Origin of the sequence: Nocardia sp. CC213A (genome assembly GCF_030766805.1) — a bacterium.
Classification (GTDB): Bacteria; Actinomycetota; Actinomycetes; order Mycobacteriales; family Mycobacteriaceae; genus Nocardia; species Nocardia otitidiscaviarum.
Genome location: NZ_JASFXA010000030.1, coordinates 1 through 15,426, shown reverse-complemented (window position 1 = coordinate 15,426; position 15,426 = coordinate 1). Strand labels below are relative to the sequence as shown.

The following is a 15,426-nucleotide window of genomic DNA, read 5'->3' as shown; positions in this document are numbered from 1 at the left end:
ACACTTCGCCCTCCGCCGATCATCGTTGACCGCAACCCGAAACGCACACGTCTTGCCGCTCAGCTAAGGCGCAGCGACCGCCGCGACCGCCGCCGAAACGCCTCCGGTTGCCGAATCGTGATAGTGCGCAAGGGGGCTGAACGAGAAAGATTTCAGCCGATATTCGCCGACAGGTCCGGAATCATGCGATACGCCTCGTCCTGCCAATTCGTCCAGGCGTGCAGGCCCACATTGGGGAATGAATAGACCACGTTCTGCGCTCCCAGCGACATCATGCGCACCTGGAACGCCCGGGTGTTCGCCAGCGCGAGCGCCTCCAGCGGCGCGCCGCGCACCACGCGATCGGCGGCCACGCCGAAAGGTTGCTGGAGATCCTGCTGCATGGGCACGCCGCTGCCCGCCGCGATCCACAAGCGGGTGTTGTTGGCGATCAGGGTGGGCGCGAAGACGAACGGGTCCATGCGCAGCCACTGCGGACCCCACGGCGGGGCCATGGAGTCGACGTTGTAGCCGCCCGCGTCGATCATGGCGGCGCGGATGGCCTCCCGCATACCGGGCGCGGAGATGTTCAGGTAGCCGGAGAACGAGCCCGCGAAGCTGAACTGGTCCGGGTGGTAGGCGGCCAGCGTCAGCGCCGCCGAACCGCCCATGGACAGGCCGAACGCGCCGTTGCGGTACGGATTGAAACCGAGACGGTCGCGCAGCGCCCAGCGCAGCTGGTTGGTCAGGAAGGTCTCCCACTCGTACCGGTAGCTCTTGCCCGGCCCGGCCATGAACGCCTCGGTCGCGCCCGAACCGCTGACCGAGCCCGCCGCGCCGGGCGGCACCCCGAAGAAGTTGCTGGGGGCGTTCCAGTCGGCGTAGAAGCTGGACTGGCCGCCCACCGGCATCACCACATTGATATTCCAGCTGGTCAACACCTGGGCGACATTGGTCTCGATCTCCCAGCCATTGAGCGTTTCCGGGGCGCGCATGCCGTCGAGGGCGTAGACGACGCGGTTGGTATTGCCGTCGGCCGCGCGGAAGATGCGGGATTTGATCGGACCCATGGCCGGGGAGTCCACCCAGAAGTCGAAGCCCGACGGGTCGAAGGCGGCGACCGCCTGCGGCGCCAGCGGCACGGAGATCCCCAGCGGCAGCAATAGCGCCGCCGCGATCCCCAATACCGATTTCCGCAACCTCGTACTACGCATCGACCTCGTCCTCCGTCCGAGCAGTCACCCGCGGTGGCCACCCCGGGCATCGTTTTCGAGCAGTTCTTCGAGCAGTGCAGATCATTCGAGCCGTTGTGACGCGCTCACTTGATCTTCGATACGAATCGAGTATCGGACGCCTGACCGATGTTGTTCCGCGTGTCGCCCCCGGCGAGTCTGGAACGAGACCGAATGCGAAACGGCCCCGTCATCGCCGGAATGCGATGCGGGGCCGTTCGAAATACCTGGCTGAACTCAGCCGATATTGGCGGACAGGTCCGGGATCATGCGGTTGACCTGGTCTTCCCAGTTGCGCCAGTTGTGGATGCCGAACGCCGGGAAGTCGTAGTGCACGTTGTTCGCGCCCAGGGTGGCCATGCGCACCTGGAAGGCGCGGGTATTGGCCAGGGCCAGGGCCTCCAGGCCCATGCCGTTCAGGGTGGAGAAGGCGACCGGGTCGCCGTTGGGCAGGCCGCTGGCTGCCGAGATCCACAGGCGGGTGTTGTTACCGACCAGGCGCGGCGCGAAGACGAACGGGTCCATGCGCAGCCACTGCGGCCCCCACGGCGGAGCCATGGCGTCCACGTTGTAGCCGCCCGCGTCGACCATGGCGATGCGAATGGCCTCCCGCATGCCCGGCGCGGAGATGTTCAGGTAGCCGGAGTACGAACCCGCGAAGCTGAACTGGTCCGGGTGGTAGGCGGCCAGGGTCAGCGCGCCGGAACCGCCCATGGACAGACCGAACACGCCATTGCGGTACGGACTGAAGCCCAGGCGGTCGCGCAGGGCGTTGCGCAGGTTCTGGGTGATGAACGTTTCCCACTTGTACGTGTAGCTCTTGCCCGGACCGCCCGCGGCGAGCTGCAGCGCGCCCGACCCCGAGGAGGAGCCCGACGCCGAACCCGAGGACCCCGAGGAGGAACCGGCGGGCAGGCCGAAGATGGTGCTGGGCGCGTTCCAGTCGGCGTAGAAGCTGGACTGGCCGCCGACCGGCATGACCACGTTGATATTGGCGGCGGTGAGGGACCGGGCGACCTCGGTGTCGATCTCCCAGCCGTTCAGGTCCTCGCGGGCGCGCATGCCGTCCAGGGCGTACACGACACGGTTGGTGTTGCCGTCGGCCGCGCGGAAGACACGCGACTTGATGGGACCCATGCTGGAGTCGACCCAGAAGTCGAACCCATCCGGGTTGAACGCGGCGGAGGCGGTGCCCGCGCCTGCCACCGACACCCCGAACGGCAGCAACATCGCCAGAGCCACGCCCACTACCGACTTCTTGAACCAGCCGCGGGATCTCCGACGTCTATCCACGCCTCGCATATGTGTGTCCGGCCTTTCGGTCTGTGCCGCCGGACCCTTTCCCTGCCGAAAAGAACTCGGCGGCATCTTGCGCTAACGGCCACGGCGCATGCGGGCATGCGACCGCGGCGGGCGTTCATCTCGATGAGCGTATCGCGCCCGGCGTCACGGAGCGTTACCAAAACGAGATAAAGGTGAGACAACGCACGGTTTGCCCGAAAGTTCGCGTGTCGCGGGCGGCGACACGGACGCGGTCGGGCGGTGGACCGTCTACCGAACCTTACCGAGGTCATGCCCCTGACCATGGGGATGCGATGAATCACACAATTGTCGTTTATCGAGCCCGTCGTTCCGAGGGTCGATGCGGAGGCCGAACCTCCTCATTCAGTTCGGCTATCGCCGATCGTCCGGCCGGAAACGCGACGCGCCCCCTTCGTCGCTCGAAGGGGGCGCGGCACGTCGCCGCTAGCGCGGCGCGGGCGGCTCCTGCGTCGGATCCACCAGTCCGCAGCGCTGGATCTCGTACTTCGGCACCCGCTCGATGCGGTAGGACGCGAAGTCGAGGGCGTGCTTGAGATTGTGCCGGAACCGCTCGAAGGTGAGCGGTTCCCGGGACGAGATGAGCAGCGCGACGGTATCCGGGCAGGACATCGCCGTGCGGGCCTGGGTCACCCATTTCTCGTCCAGGTACCAGGGCATCCACGGCTTCTTGTCCACCATGCCGGCGTCCACGATCACCCAGTCCGGGTACAGGTTCTTGTCGTGGCCGATGCGGCCGTCGGCCAGCCGATCGGTGTGCGCGGCCAACGGGTACGCCAGGCCCATCTGGTCGATCACCCGCACGTCGAGCGGAACGTTCATGCTGGTCATGCCGAGATTCAGGAAGAACACGGTATGTCCGGCGCCGCCCTCGGGGATCGGCTGCGGCGGCGGCGCGATGTACCAGAACATGAACGACGGCGAATTCAGCAGCAGGCCGCCGTTGGGACTGTTGGCAATGTCGTTGACCATCGCCCGCATACGCGGATAGTCGAGGTAGTCCTCGGCCCGGATCGGGTGGTCGTGGCCGGTGTTGAGCACGTAGTAGACCCGCTCGTCCACGATGCCCGACGAGTCGATCACGGTACCGCTCTTGATGGCGGTGGTGTTGCAGGCGAACAGCGCCCAGCCCACGGTGCCGATCCAGGCGGCCACGATCGTTACGAAGGCCCAGTCGACCCGCCGCAGCGCCGACTCCGCCGCCGGATTCCACCGCGGCGCGCGCACCGGGATCACCATGACCGGCAGCAGCAGCAGGAACAGCTGGGGCAGCAGCACCCGGCCGTGCATGAAGTCACCGCCGACCCGGATCTGGTACAGCGCGAGCAGGATTCCGCTCACCAGCACCAGCGCCACCACCGCGCCGGGGGTGCGCAGCCGGACGCTGACGCGGTGCAGGCGGGCGCGCACGCCGGTCGCCGAGCCCGAGTCCGCGCCCGACTCCGAGACCACGGGCGCGAACCGCGACGGCGCTACGGTCCGCCACGCCACCACGCCGAGGATCAGCAGCAGCGCCAGCGGCAGCAACAGCCAGTACGGCCCCAGCAGATTCCACAGGTACACGAAGCCCTGACCCCATTTGGCCCCGCCCGCGTCCTTGGCGACCGCGGTGTTCGGGTAGGGCAGGCCGTAGTAGCCCATGCGCCAGATCTGATAGCCCACCGGCACCAGGCCCGCGACCGCGACGATCAGGCCGCGGAACACGATGGGCCGCAGCCGGGTCTCCGGCAGCGGCGCGCAGAAGATCATGAGCAGCGCCAGCGCGCCGACCAACGTCAGCTCCGGCCGGATGAGCGGGGCCAGACCGGCGGTGAACACCAATCCGTAGAAGTTGGCCAGCCGCACCCGCTCGGCCTGCGACCAGCGGATCATCCACCACCACAGCAAGGCCAGCCAGAAGATGACCAGGCTGGACTCCAAACCGGAGGTGGCGTAGTCGCGGGCCGGGGGCACCGCGATGTAGACGAACGCGCCCGCGGGCAGCAGCAGAACGGAACCGGCGCCGCCCCACAGCCGGGCCGCGCCCAGCATGGCGAACACGATCGCGCCCACCGACAGCGTCAGCGCGATCGCGAGCACCACGTACTCCAGCCGGATCTGGGTGAGCCAGCTGAAGAACCAGACGATGTAGGTCCAGGCCGTGCTCGTATTGGTCTCGACGCGCTCGCCCGCATTGAACACGGGCCCGTTGCCCGCGAGCAGGTTGCGCACGGTCCGCAACACGATGAGGCCGTCGTCGGCGATCCAGCGCCGCTGCCAGCCGCCGACCGCGAACAGCGTCGCGGCCAGCACGATCCCACCGGCGAATGTGGCGCGGGATAGTCGCGTGAAGCGGCGTGCCGACGGATCGGCATGCCGAGACCGCCCGACCGGCAATGCCCGCGTCGGGTTGTCCCCGTCTTCTTCCCGCACTTGTCCCGCTACCACATCAGGTGAGATAGACAGCGACACCTACCGCTCCGATCCAGGCGATTGCGAGGAACTGGAGGACCCTGTCCCCCAGGGCGATCTCTTCGGGCTCACCGGCTTCACCGCCGTCGACGTCTACCGCGTACCGCATGATCGCGACGGTGAACGGGATCATCGAGATGGCGAACCACTCGGTGTCCTTGGCACGACCCTGTTCGAACGCCCACAGACCGTAGAACACGACCACGGCGGTGGCGGCGAGGGTCCATACGAAACGCAGGTAGGTCGGCGTGTAGTACTGCAGCGACTTGCGGATCTTGGCTCCGGTGTCGAGCGCGATCTTCAGTTCGGCGTAGCGCTTGCCCGCCGCCATGAACAGCGAACCGAACGCCATGATCAGCAGGAACCACTGCGACAGCGCGATATTCGCCGCCGCGCCGCCGGCCACCGCGCGCAGCAGGAAGCCGGAGGAGACGATGCAGATGTCGAGCACGGCCTGATGCTTGAGGCCGAAGCAGTAGGCCAGCTGGATGCCGATGTAGACGGCCATCACCACGGCCAGATTCCAGGAGGCCACGAACGACAGCAGGATCGAGCCGACGAGCAGCACCGCCGACAGCGCGTAGGCCAGATTGACCGGCACCACGCCGGCGGCGATCGGCCGGTAGCGCTTGGTCGGATGCGCCCGGTCGGCCTCCACGTCCAGCGCGTCGTTGACCAGGTAGATGCCCGAGGCCGCGAGGCAGAACACCGCGAACGCGACGCCGACGTGCCAGATGACCGTCCAGTCGCCGATCACCAGATCACCGGCGGCGGTCTTGCCCGCGGCCAGCGGCGCGGCCAGGACCAGCACGTTCTTCACCCACTGGCGCGGGCGCGCGGCCTTGATCAGACCGCCGGCCAAGGTCTTCGGCGGACCCTTGACGACCGCCTCGGCCAGGTCGGTGCTGGTCGGCTCTTCGCTCATATCAACGTCGGCTCTTTCCTGTGTCGTCACTTGGCGAGTCTCTTTTCGGCGGCAAGCACTGCGGCGGCTGATGCGGCGCCCAGCGCGGAACCGGCGAGCACGTCGGATGGGTAGTGCACTCCGAGGACGACCCGGGAGAGCAGCATCGGCGGGACGAGCACCGCAGGCAAGGGTAGCCCGGTGAGCCTGCCGAGCAACACAGCCGCCGCCGTCGTGGATGTCGCGTGCGAGGACGGGAAGCTCAGTTTGCTCGGGGTCGACACGTTGACCTGCACCGACGGATCGTTGGGCCGCGGGCGGCGCACAATCCGCTTGATCACCACCGAGGCCGCGTGCGAGCCGAACGCGCCCACGGCGACCCCGGCCCACTGGCGGCGGCGCTTCCGGTCGACCAGCGCACCGGCCGCACCGATGGCCATCCAGCCCAGCGCGTGCTCGCCGAAATGCGACATGCCGCGCGCCGCCCTGATCACCTGCGGGGTACCGATCCGGCTCTGCACCGCGTTGATGATCGCGACCTCGGCGGGCGGCTGCGGCTGATCGCAGCAGCCACCGCCGCAGCAGCCGTCCGGCTCGGCCACCGCGAGTCCGGCGCGCTCGGACTCCACGGCGGAGATGGGCAGCTCACGGTCGGGGCCGGGCGGCTGGGGGGCGGCGGTCACGGGCGCTCTCCTGAGTTCTTCGTGGTCCCTGCGTTGTTCGCGGTGCCAGCGTTGTTCGTGGTGCCAGCGTTGTTCGTGGTGCCAGCGTTCTTCGTGGTATCGATGCCGAAGACGTTCTCCCATGCGGCCTTGCTGGTCAACCACGGATGCGCGCGACGATACTGCTCGCGCACCTCGGGGAAGCGCTCGGCCAGCTCCTTGCGCAACCGCATGGCATCTTTGAGGAGCTCCAGGGCCAGGCGCGGATCACGCTTGCGGTACACCACGCCGCGACCGTCGGCGGTGGTGACGGTGACGCCGTCGACCTGCGAGAGCAGGAACCAGCGGGCGTCCAGCGTGGGCACGTTCAACTGCGGGGTCTCGTGATGCTGCGGCTTGGCCTTGCGGAAGTTGTGCAGCACGCCCTTGCCGAGCCGGGCCACCTTGGCGATCGGGTTGGCCGGTTCGCCGACCGCGCCGACATCGGCGTGGCTGGCCAGCGGCAGTTCCGTGGAGGACGGCAGGATCACCGCGTCCGAGTACTGCTTGCGCATGGCGTGCACCTTGCCCAGCGCCGTCGGCAGCAGATCGAACAGCTTCTCCGGACCGGCCAGGTAGTCGCGGATCGCCTCGTTCTGGATGGCGACCGTCGAATATTCCAGGCACAGCAGGTGTTTCAGGGTGGCCTTGACGGTGTTGACCACCATGGGACGGCCGTCGTTCGGCAGGTGCAGCGAGGCCACCACGAGGCGGTTGCGCAGGTGGAAGTACGCCTGCCAGTCGATGGCGTCGTCCTTGTCGCTCCACGCCATATGCCACACCGCCGCACCCGGGAGGGTGATGGTCGGATATCCGGCCTGGCGGGCCCGCAGGCCGTATTCGACGTCGTCCCATTTGAGGAACAGCGGCAGCGGCTGCCCGATCTCCTCGGCCACCTGGCGCGGGATGACGCAGGTCCACCAGCCGTTGAAGTCCACGTCGATACGGCGGTGCAGCAGCTTGGAGTTGTCGCGGTCGCGCAGCGGGTGCTTGGCGAAATCGTGGTCGTATTCGACATTGGGGGCCGCGGTCCACATGAAGATGGAGCGGTCCACCACCTCGCCCATGACGTGCAGGTGCGAGCGCTCCTGCAGGTTGAGCATCTGCCCGCCGGTGAGGATGGGCGATGTGGCGAAGCGCGAGAAGGCCAGTGCGCGCAGGATGCAGTCCGGCTCGATCTCGATGTCGTCGTCCATGTAGACGATGTACTCGGCGTCGGTGGTCTTCAGCGCCTCGTACATGACCCGGCTGTAGCCGCCGGAGCCGCCCAGGTTGGGCTGGTCGTGGAAGGTCAGCCGGTCGCCGAGAGCGGTTGCGGCCTCGGCGAATCCGGGCTCGTCCACCACCTTGCGGGTGCCCTGGTCGGGAATGATGACGGCCCGGATCTTCTCCAGCACCAGCGGATCGGAGCCGAGGGCCGCGATGGTCTTCACCGCGTCGCCGGGCCGATTGAAGGTGGGCATCCCGATGGCGATGCTGCCCTGCCCCGGGGCCTCGACCGGTGCGTACCAGCCGCCGCCGCGCAGGTCCACGGCGGTGTCGGTGGTGATGTCGAACCAGATCCAGCCGCCGTCCTCGAACGGGGCCAACTCCACCTCGAACTCCACGGTGGTGGATTCGGTTCCACTGGAACTGAATTCGTCGCCGCGCACGTGGATGCGGGAGCCGTCCGCCTTGGAGCGGTAGACGTCCACGCGGCCGTGGCCGGAGAGGTCCAGGCGCAGCACCATCGACGTCAGCACCGACCAGCGCCGCCAGTAGCTGGCGGGCACGGCATTGAAGTAGGTGCAGAACGACACCTCGGATTCCGCGCCGATGGACAGCGAGGTGCGCGTCGGCGCGTGCGCGCGCCGGGCGTTGGTGTCGGACTCCTCGAGGTAGAGCTTGCGCACGTCGAGGGGCTCACCCGGCCGGGGCAGGATGATGCGCTGGAGCAGCGATATCGCGCGGGTGTCGGTGGTCATCTCTTCCAACATCACGTGGGCGGTCATTCGGCGGTGTCCACCAGCGGCGCGCCGGACTCCAGGTGCGGGCGCAGCACATTGTCGAACATGTTGAGCGCGCTGCCGATGGCCATGTGCATGTCCAGGTACTGGTAGGTGCCCAGGCGGCCGCCGAAGAGCACCTTGGCGGCGGCGGTCTCGGCCTTGGCGCGCTCGCGGTAGGCCAGCAGCTTGGCCCGGTCGTCGGGGGTGTTGATGGGGTAGTACGGTTCGTCGCCGGTCTGGGCGAAGCGCGAGTATTCGCGCATGATGACCGTCTTGTCGGCCGGGTAGTCGCGCTCGGGGTGGAAGTGGCGCGGCTCGATGATGCGGGTGTAGGGCACGTCCGCGTCGTTGTAGTTCATCACCGAGGTGCCCTGGAAGTCACCGGTGTCCAGGTGCTCGGTCTCGAAATCGATGGTGCGCCAGCCGAGTTCGCCTTCGGCGTAGTCGAAGTAGCGGTCCAGCGGGCCGGTGTAGACGACGGGGGCGTCCGGGTTCTGGGCGCGGATCTCGTCGCGCACCTCGAACCAGTCGGTGTCCACGCGCACTTCGATGAGATCGGATTCGGCCATCTTGGCCAGCCACGCCGTGTAGCCGTGCTTGGGGAGGCCCTCGTAGGTGTCGTTGAAGTAGCGGTTGTCGAAGGTGTAGCGCACCGGCAGGCGGGTGATATTGCCCGCGGGCAGTTCCTTGGGGTCGGTCTGCCACTGCTTGGCGGTGTAATCGCGGATGAATGCCTCGTAGAGCGGGCGGCCGATCAGGGAGATGGCCTTTTCCTCGAGGTTGGCCGCGTCCTTGGTGTCGATTTCGGCGGACTGCTCGGCAATGAGCTTGCGCGCCTCGTCCGGGGTGAAATAGCGGCCGAAGAACTGCGACAGCAGTCCGAGGCCCATGGGGAATTGGTACGCCTGGCCCTTGTGCATGGCGAAGACGCGATGCTGGTATCCGGTGAACTCGGTGAACTGGTTCACGTAATCCCACACCCGCTTGTTGGAGGTGTGGAAGAGGTGGGCGCCGTACTTGTGGATTTCGATGCCGGTTTCCGGGTCCGCCTCCGAGTACGCGTTGCCGCCGAGGTGGTAGCGGCGTTCCACCACCAGCACCCGCTTTCCGAGCAGGTTGGCGGTGCGTTCTGCGATGGTCAACCCGAAGAAGCCGGAGCCGACGACGATGAGATCGAAGGGGGATGCGACGGTCACGGGAGCCCAGCGTATCGGAAGTGCGCGCGGTAGCCGGGTGGAGCCGAGCACTCCGTCCCCCGGGATGGCGAACGGACCCGGTGAACGGCCCGGAAAGACGACGGCGGGTGGCGCTCCGTACGGAGCGCCACCCGCCTGTCGTCCTGCCCGGGACCGGCCGAATTACTCGTCGCCGCCACCCGGGGTGCTCCCGGCACTGCCGGTGATCAGCGCGGTGATCACCTCGGTGAGCTGCGACGCGGAACCGGTGCCGCCGGCGCCGCCACCGGTGCCCCCGTCACCCTCGTCCGCGGCGGCCAGACCCGCGCCCGCGATCATGATTCCCGCGGCCGCGAAAGCGGCGAAACCGGCGGCAGCAAACTTCTTCATACAGATTCCCCTTGGAATGCGTTCTCCCACTGCGCGGAGGGAACTCCCGCCCCCCGCCAGGTGATCGGAGTCATGATCGAATCCGATGGCAGAACATCTATCACAGATCGGAGAATCGACACCACCTGTGGATGCGACCGACACACAGAAATGGTAGCCACCGCATTGCACCTTTTCGGTCAACTGCCCAAGACTTCGAGGTCTTGCCTCGGCAGCCAGGTGGAACGACCGGCCGGCAATACCGCGGTGCGGGATGCGAAATGAAATCTCCGCTATTCCTTGGCAATTACTATTCGCGGAGCCAGTGGCCGGTGCTGGCCCAGGCGGTGAGGACCACGGTGGTCAAGGGGAACAGGACGCCGATGGCGCCGAGAGCCTGGCCCGCGAGCATGACCGCCAGCCAGGGCAGCAGGGCGATGGTCGCGATGGTGATGATGGTGTATCGACCCGCCGCGAGACGGCTGAACAGCAGCACCGTTCCGGTGATCAAACCTATTGCCACCACGAGCGATACCGGAAGGATCAGCAGAGCGACGGTCAGCATCGCGTCGTCGGGCTTGCCCAGCTCAGCCTGGGTGGCGAGTTCCGGGTCCTGATCGGGGGGCACCAGGTCCGAGCCCGCCAGCAGAACGAATCCGGCGGCGAGTGCCAGCAGGCCGTGTGTCAGGCCGCCCAGCGCCGCGAGCACGCCGCCGGCGACGCCGGTGAAGGGGTTCGCTCGCGGCGGCGCGTACGCGCGCGGACTGGACGGATGCATCTACCTGGTCCCCTCCCGTGGATTCACGGCGCGCACTCTACCTGCGGCCGCGCACGGGAGGCGATCCCGTTTCCGCTGTTACAGCCGGGCGGCGGCGTACGCCTTCATGGCGTCGCGCACGTAGGCCGCGGTGCCCGCGCCGTGCTTGTCGTAGTTCACGGCGAAACGCGGGTCGGCCACGTACATTTCGCCGAGACCGACGAACGCCTCGGCCTCGGGGCAGCGGCCCTGCCAGCCCACGGTCACCCACTCGTAGTGCCGCTGGGTGATGGCCTGGACCTCCTCGCTGTCGACCGGCAGCCCGGCCGCGTGGGCCCGGCCGTAGTCGGCGGCGATATCGAGCTGGGTCTGCTGGAAGGCCTGCTTGTCGGCCTCGCTCAGCCCCCGCCACCAGCGGTCGCCGCTCTCGTAGGCCTCCCGGCCCCACTTCTCGATGACCTCGTCCTTGTACCGCGTGTGGTCGAAGCCGTCGAATACTTCGTCTGCCATGAGTTGCTCACCTGCTTCCGTTTTCTGCAATGTTGTTCTCACCGAGGCGATTTGGCGCGCGATCCGGTCCTGTTCCTGCCGGAGCAGATCCAGATGCGTGCGCAGTGCGGTGCTCGTATCCCGTTCTCCCGCGAGAACTTCGGCGATGACCGGCAGGCCGAGGCCGAGTTCGCGCAGCAGCAGGATGCGTTGCAGTCGCACCAGGGAGTCCTGGTCGTAATAGCGGTAACCGTTGGCGCCCACCCGGCTCGGCGGCAGCAGGCCGAGTTGGCCGTAGTGCCGCAGGGTCCGGCTGGTGGTCCCGGCCGCCTTGGCCAGGTCCTGGATGGACCATTCGGTTGTCGCCGTCACGTCCTTTCTCCTTCGTTTCGCATCGACGGAATCCAGGATGCAAGTTGACGCTACGTCAAGGTCAAGCCTTTACAGTATGCTCCTGACCACGAACTTTTCGCACTATCTGCTCCACCAGGTTCTTGGGGGGAAGGGAAAAACTTCATGATTGCGATCGGCCGTGCCCGGATACTTCGCTGGGCGGTCGTGGCCGCGATGGCGCTGGGGGGCTCCGTGCTCACCGCCGGTGCCGCAGAGGCGGCGCCCGCGGCGGTCCTGGGCGGTGGCTCCGGGATCTATGTCGAACAGCTCGACGACCCCACCACGATCGGCGAATGTACGCTCACCGCCATCGGTTTCGACCGGGACGACCGCCTGGTCGGCCTGACCGCCGGGCACTGCGGCGAGGTCGGGGCGCGCATCGCCGCCGAGTACTCCATCGACAGCGGCACCATCGGCGTGATCGCGGAGAAGAGCGCGGGCAACGACTGGGCGGTCATCGCCTTCGATCCCGAGCGGGTGGCGCCCACCCGGCAGGTGGCGCAGACGGTGATCAACGGTGTCGGCGCGCCGCCGAACATCGGGGACAACGTCTGCAAGAACGGGCGCACCACCGGCTTCACCTGCGGTGTGGTGTGGGAGACCAAGCCGGGCTACTTCCGCAGCCAGGTATGCGCCGACCAGGGCGATTCCGGTGGTCCGGTACTGCTGGGCGATCGACTGGTCGGCATGATCGTGGCCGGCTCCGAAGTCCAGATCGGCCCGGTGTCCATCGATCCGGGCGCCTGCGCGGGCCAGGGTGACTTCATCCACCGGCCGGAGGTGTCCACCAATATCACCCTGGTGCTGGCGGACGTCGATCGCCGCGGCGGCGTCGGAGCCGGATTCCGCGTGTTCTGACCGCACCGCGCCGATACGAGCGCCCCTCCGGCTTCGGAGGGGCGCTCTGCTCGTCTCTGGGCTCCAGCTTGTTTCAGGGCTCTACTTGTTCAGGGCTCTACTTGTCTCGGGCTCGGTTCGTGTCCGCACTCAGCTCGCTTCGCCCCCAAACGTTTTCGTTCAGTAGCCAGCGGTGAATCGGGTGCGGGAATGCTGCGGGCGCTCGGCCTCGTCGAGCAGGGCCACCGCCAGATCCTCCATGGAGATGCCGGAGTCGCCCGCGTCGTCGACGAGGAGTTCGTCGCGGCCCAGGCGGAACCGGCCGGTGCGCGCGCCGGGCTCCAGCAGGGCCGAGGGGCTCAGGTAGGTCCAGTCCACGGAGCCGTCGGCGGCCCGGAACACGTCCAGCTGCCGATCGCAGGCGGTGGCGATCGGTTGCAGTGCGGCGGGGAAGTCCGGCTGTTCGCGCAGGGTCTTCCCGGTGCCCGCGACGGCGAGGCTGCCCGCGCCGCCCACCACCAGCAGCCGAATCCCGGTGCCGGTCAAGCCCTTCAGCAGGGCCGCCGCGACCTCGGCGAGTTCGTGCTCACGCCCCGGCACCGGCCGCGTCGCGCTGATCACCATATCGCTGCCGACGCTGGCGGACGCGATCTGTTCCGGGTCGGAGGCGTCCCCGGCCCGCCGCTCGACGTCCGCCGGAAGTCCCTGTAGCCGTTCGGGATTGCGCGACACCGCGCGCACGCTGTGACCGCGTCCCAGTGCCTCGGTGACGACGCGGCTCCCGACGCCGCCCGCTGCTCCGAATACCGTGATGTGCATAGCTGTCGAACCTTTCGGAATTGGTTGGGATTGTGGGTTTCCCGCCCGGCGTTCGGGGGGACTTGCTACAGGCGGCTTCGGCTCCGGCAGTGACCGGCGGAAGCACGCGGGCTGCCGGACGGTGGGATGCGCAGCCGCCCGGTCACGTTCGCCATTTCGAGTAGTCCGCGTCGGCAGCCCGGCGAGCGGCCGCCAGGTGAGATCCGCCGGATGCGGCGGTCTCCCGTTGTCGGCCGAACCGGGTCGCCGGACCGGGAGGCGGCCGCTACGTGCGGCTGAGCGTGCGCGGCGTGACTGCCGGTACGGCGGGTGTCTCCGCCCGCACCGCGGGCTTCGGCGCGGCGCCGAGCTGGCCGAGCAGGGTGCCGGTGAGTGCGATGACGATGCCGAGCACCTGAATGGGGCTCAGCGCCTCGCCGAGCGCGATCCAGCCGATGACGGCGGCCGAGACCGGGCTGAGCAGCCCGAGCAGGGCGGCCGAGCTGGCGGGCATGCGGCTCAGGCCGCGGAACCAGAGGGCGTAGGCGGCGGCGGTGCCGAGCAGGCCCAGGTAGAGGTAGCCGGTGACGGCACGCCCGTCCAGGGCGGGCGGCGCTCCCTCCACCAGCAGCGCCAGCGGCAGCAGCGCCAGTCCGCCCGCGGTGAGCTGCCAGCCGGTGAGGGCGAGCGGTCCGACGCCCGCGGGGCGGCCCCAGCGCTTGGTGAGCACGGTGCCCGCACCCATGGACGCCGCGCCCAGCAGGCCGGCGAGCACGCCGACGGTGTCGAGGACCGCGGTGGCCTTCAGGACCACCAGGGCCACTCCGACCAGGCCGATCACCCCGGCGGAGATCTTGCGGGCCGTCGGCTTCTCACCGAGCAGCAGGGCGGCGAGCCCGAGCGCGAACAGCGGCTGGGCCGAACCGAGTACGGCCGCCACGCCGCCGGGCAGCCGGTAGGCCGCCAGGAACAGCAGCGGGAAGAACGCGCCGATGTTCAGCAGGCCCAGAATCCCTGCGCGCCATACCCATTCGCCGCGCGGCAGGAGTCGGGTGACAGCCAGCAGCAGCAGTCCGGCGGGCAGGGCGCGCATGAGGGCGGTGAACAGTGGGCGGTCCGGCGGCAGGAATTCGGTGGTGACGATGTAGGTCGATCCCCACACCAGCGGGGCGAGGGCGGTCAGGGCGAGGGTGCCGGTGTAGGCGGCTCCGGCGCGGGTGGCGGTCATCTCTTCACTCCCATTACTAACCTCAACGCTGATAATCTCAACGTTGAAATAAAACCACCTACGTACTTCAGCGTCAAGTATCTTAATGTTGAGATTATTTCCCTCGAGAGGAGTGGCGATGGCCGACGCAGTCGACCAGATCCTGGCCGCATGGCGGGCGACGCGCCCCGACGTGGACGCCTCCCCCATGGCCGTGGTCGGCCGGATCACCCGCCTGGCCCGCGTGTTCGACCGCGAACTCACCGAGTTCTTCAAAGGTCACGGGCTCGAGCGCTGGGAGTTCGACGTGCTCGCCACCCTGCACCGCTCCGGCGGCGCGGAGGGACTCACCGCGGGCGCGCTCAACCGGGCGGCCATGATCACCTCGGGCGCGATCACCAACCGCATCGACCGACTCGCCGCCAAGGAGCTGGTGGTGCGCGTGCCCGATCCGGTCGACCGGCGCTCGGTCCGGGTTCAGCTCACCGACCGCGGCCGCGCCCTGGTCGACGAGGTACTACCGCTGCACGTCGCCAATGAGGAACGGTTGCTCGCCGACCTGTCCGGTCAGGACCGCGACGAACTGGTGAAGCTGCTGCGCACCCTCGCCGAATCGCTCGGCGACACCTCACTCACCTGAGCCGTAGCCCAGCGGCATCGATTCGCCGACCACCGTCGGGCCGGGCACGTCCACGACCGTGGCACGCGGTGCCGGGTCGCTCGCGGGAGCCCCGCCTGCCGGAGCGGATGCCGCCGCACCGGGTACGGATGCGCCCGCCGCCGTACCCGGCGCGGCGGTGCCCGGCGCGAGGGCCGTCCCGTCGAG

General features: G+C 68.2%; 15 protein-coding genes. 2 read left to right on the top strand and 13 right to left on the bottom strand.

Translation table 11 applies throughout. The features are described 5' to 3' along the window. Positions 1-152 precede the first annotated feature (152 nt). The 10 genes from QJS31_RS34985 to QJS31_RS34940 form a co-directional block, all read right to left on the bottom strand. Positions 153-1,193: an alpha/beta hydrolase family protein gene (locus QJS31_RS34985; RefSeq protein ID WP_282783283.1), complete on the bottom strand. Its 1,041-nt coding sequence runs from the start codon at positions 1,191-1,193 to the stop codon at positions 153-155. Between the two features lie 255 nt (positions 1,194-1,448). Next, complete coding sequence (locus QJS31_RS34980; RefSeq protein WP_282783282.1) at positions 1,449-2,513, bottom strand: alpha/beta hydrolase family protein; 1,065 nt, start codon at positions 2,511-2,513, stop codon at positions 1,449-1,451. A gap of 444 nt (positions 2,514-2,957) precedes the next feature. Beyond that, complete coding sequence (zomB, locus tag QJS31_RS34975; RefSeq protein ID WP_372341727.1) at positions 2,958-4,958, bottom strand: flagellar motor control protein ZomB; 2,001 nt, start codon at positions 4,956-4,958, stop codon at positions 2,958-2,960. A gap of 1 nt (position 4,959) precedes the next feature. Then, positions 4,960-5,907 carry a decaprenyl-phosphate phosphoribosyltransferase gene (locus QJS31_RS34970; protein ID WP_282783280.1) on the bottom strand — a complete coding sequence of 316 codons (948 nt, stop codon included), beginning with the start codon at positions 5,905-5,907 and terminating at the stop codon, positions 4,960-4,962. Positions 5,908-5,933: 26 nt separating this feature from the next. Then, positions 5,934-6,488 (bottom strand): phosphatase PAP2 family protein, encoded by a 555-nt coding sequence (locus QJS31_RS34965; protein WP_063821421.1) that lies wholly within the window; start codon positions 6,486-6,488, stop codon positions 5,934-5,936. A 77-nt stretch (positions 6,489-6,565) separates the two neighbouring features. Then, the gene (locus tag QJS31_RS34960) at positions 6,566-8,578 is read right to left on the bottom strand and encodes a glycosyltransferase (RefSeq protein WP_306358809.1); all 2,013 of its coding nucleotides are present in this window, start codon (positions 8,576-8,578) and stop codon (positions 6,566-6,568) included. Next, positions 8,575-9,771 (bottom strand): UDP-galactopyranose mutase, encoded by a 1,197-nt coding sequence (gene glf, locus QJS31_RS34955; RefSeq protein WP_282783277.1) that lies wholly within the window; start codon positions 9,769-9,771, stop codon positions 8,575-8,577. Before glf ends, QJS31_RS34960 begins: the two co-directional genes overlap by 4 nt. Positions 9,772-9,933: 162 nt before the next feature. Further along, the gene (locus QJS31_RS34950; RefSeq protein WP_282785785.1) at positions 9,934-10,140 is read right to left on the bottom strand and encodes a hypothetical protein; all 207 of its coding nucleotides are present in this window, start codon (positions 10,138-10,140) and stop codon (positions 9,934-9,936) included. Between the two features lie 289 nt (positions 10,141-10,429). Beyond that, positions 10,430-10,897: a hypothetical protein gene (locus QJS31_RS34945; protein WP_306358808.1), complete on the bottom strand. Its 468-nt coding sequence runs from the start codon at positions 10,895-10,897 to the stop codon at positions 10,430-10,432. A gap of 78 nt (positions 10,898-10,975) precedes the next feature. After that, positions 10,976-11,737: a MerR family transcriptional regulator gene (locus QJS31_RS34940; RefSeq protein WP_306358807.1), complete on the bottom strand. Its 762-nt coding sequence runs from the start codon at positions 11,735-11,737 to the stop codon at positions 10,976-10,978. A gap of 144 nt (positions 11,738-11,881) precedes the next feature. Here QJS31_RS34940 and QJS31_RS34935 point away from each other — a divergent pair, with 144 nt between their 5' ends. Further along, positions 11,882-12,616, top strand: coding sequence for a S1 family peptidase (locus QJS31_RS34935; protein ID WP_282785782.1), 735 nt, complete (start codon positions 11,882-11,884; stop codon positions 12,614-12,616). Between the two features lie 159 nt (positions 12,617-12,775). On the opposite strand, the gene QJS31_RS34930 is transcribed toward QJS31_RS34935, so the two are convergent. Together QJS31_RS34930 and QJS31_RS34925 are read right to left on the bottom strand one after the other, a co-directional pair. Then, on the bottom strand, positions 12,776-13,414 hold the full coding sequence (locus QJS31_RS34930) for an NAD(P)-dependent oxidoreductase (RefSeq protein WP_306358806.1): 639 nt from the start codon (positions 13,412-13,414) through the stop codon (positions 12,776-12,778). 265 nt (positions 13,415-13,679) lie between these two features. Then, a complete protein-coding gene (locus QJS31_RS34925; RefSeq protein ID WP_306358805.1) occupies positions 13,680-14,621 on the bottom strand; it encodes an EamA family transporter in 942 nt (313 codons plus the stop codon). A gap of 118 nt (positions 14,622-14,739) precedes the next feature. On the opposite strand from QJS31_RS34925, the gene QJS31_RS34920 reads away from it, so the two are divergent. Further along, complete coding sequence (locus QJS31_RS34920) at positions 14,740-15,240, top strand: MarR family winged helix-turn-helix transcriptional regulator (protein WP_282785779.1); 501 nt, start codon at positions 14,740-14,742, stop codon at positions 15,238-15,240. On the opposite strand, the gene QJS31_RS34915 is transcribed toward QJS31_RS34920, so the two are convergent. Beyond that, positions 15,229-15,426: hypothetical protein (locus QJS31_RS34915; RefSeq protein WP_306358804.1), on the bottom strand; the 198-nt coding region annotated here is incomplete at its 5' end. The two genes, QJS31_RS34920 and QJS31_RS34915, sit on opposite strands and share 12 nt — an antisense overlap.

Coding starts and splice junctions, on each gene's coding strand:
- QJS31_RS34985 (WP_282783283.1), bottom strand. CDS start 1,193: ATGCGTAGTACGAGGTTGCGGAAATCGGTATTGGGGATCGCGGCGGCG.
- QJS31_RS34980 (WP_282783282.1), bottom strand. CDS start 2,513: ATGCGAGGCGTGGATAGACGTCGGAGATCCCGCGGCTGGTTCAAGAAG.
- QJS31_RS34970 (WP_282783280.1), bottom strand. CDS start 5,907: ATGAGCGAAGAGCCGACCAGCACCGACCTGGCCGAGGCGGTCGTCAAG.
- QJS31_RS34960 (WP_306358809.1), bottom strand. CDS start 8,578: ATGACCGCCCACGTGATGTTGGAAGAGATGACCACCGACACCCGCGCG.
- QJS31_RS34950 (WP_282785785.1), bottom strand. CDS start 10,140: ATGAAGAAGTTTGCTGCCGCCGGTTTCGCCGCTTTCGCGGCCGCGGGA.
- QJS31_RS34945 (WP_306358808.1), bottom strand. CDS start 10,897: ATGCATCCGTCCAGTCCGCGCGCGTACGCGCCGCCGCGAGCGAACCCC.
- QJS31_RS34935 (WP_282785782.1), top strand. CDS start 11,882: ATGATTGCGATCGGCCGTGCCCGGATACTTCGCTGGGCGGTCGTGGCC.
- QJS31_RS34930 (WP_306358806.1), bottom strand. CDS start 13,414: ATGCACATCACGGTATTCGGAGCAGCGGGCGGCGTCGGGAGCCGCGTC.
- QJS31_RS34925 (WP_306358805.1), bottom strand. CDS start 14,621: ATGACCGCCACCCGCGCCGGAGCCGCCTACACCGGCACCCTCGCCCTG.
- QJS31_RS34920 (WP_282785779.1), top strand. CDS start 14,740: ATGGCCGACGCAGTCGACCAGATCCTGGCCGCATGGCGGGCGACGCGC.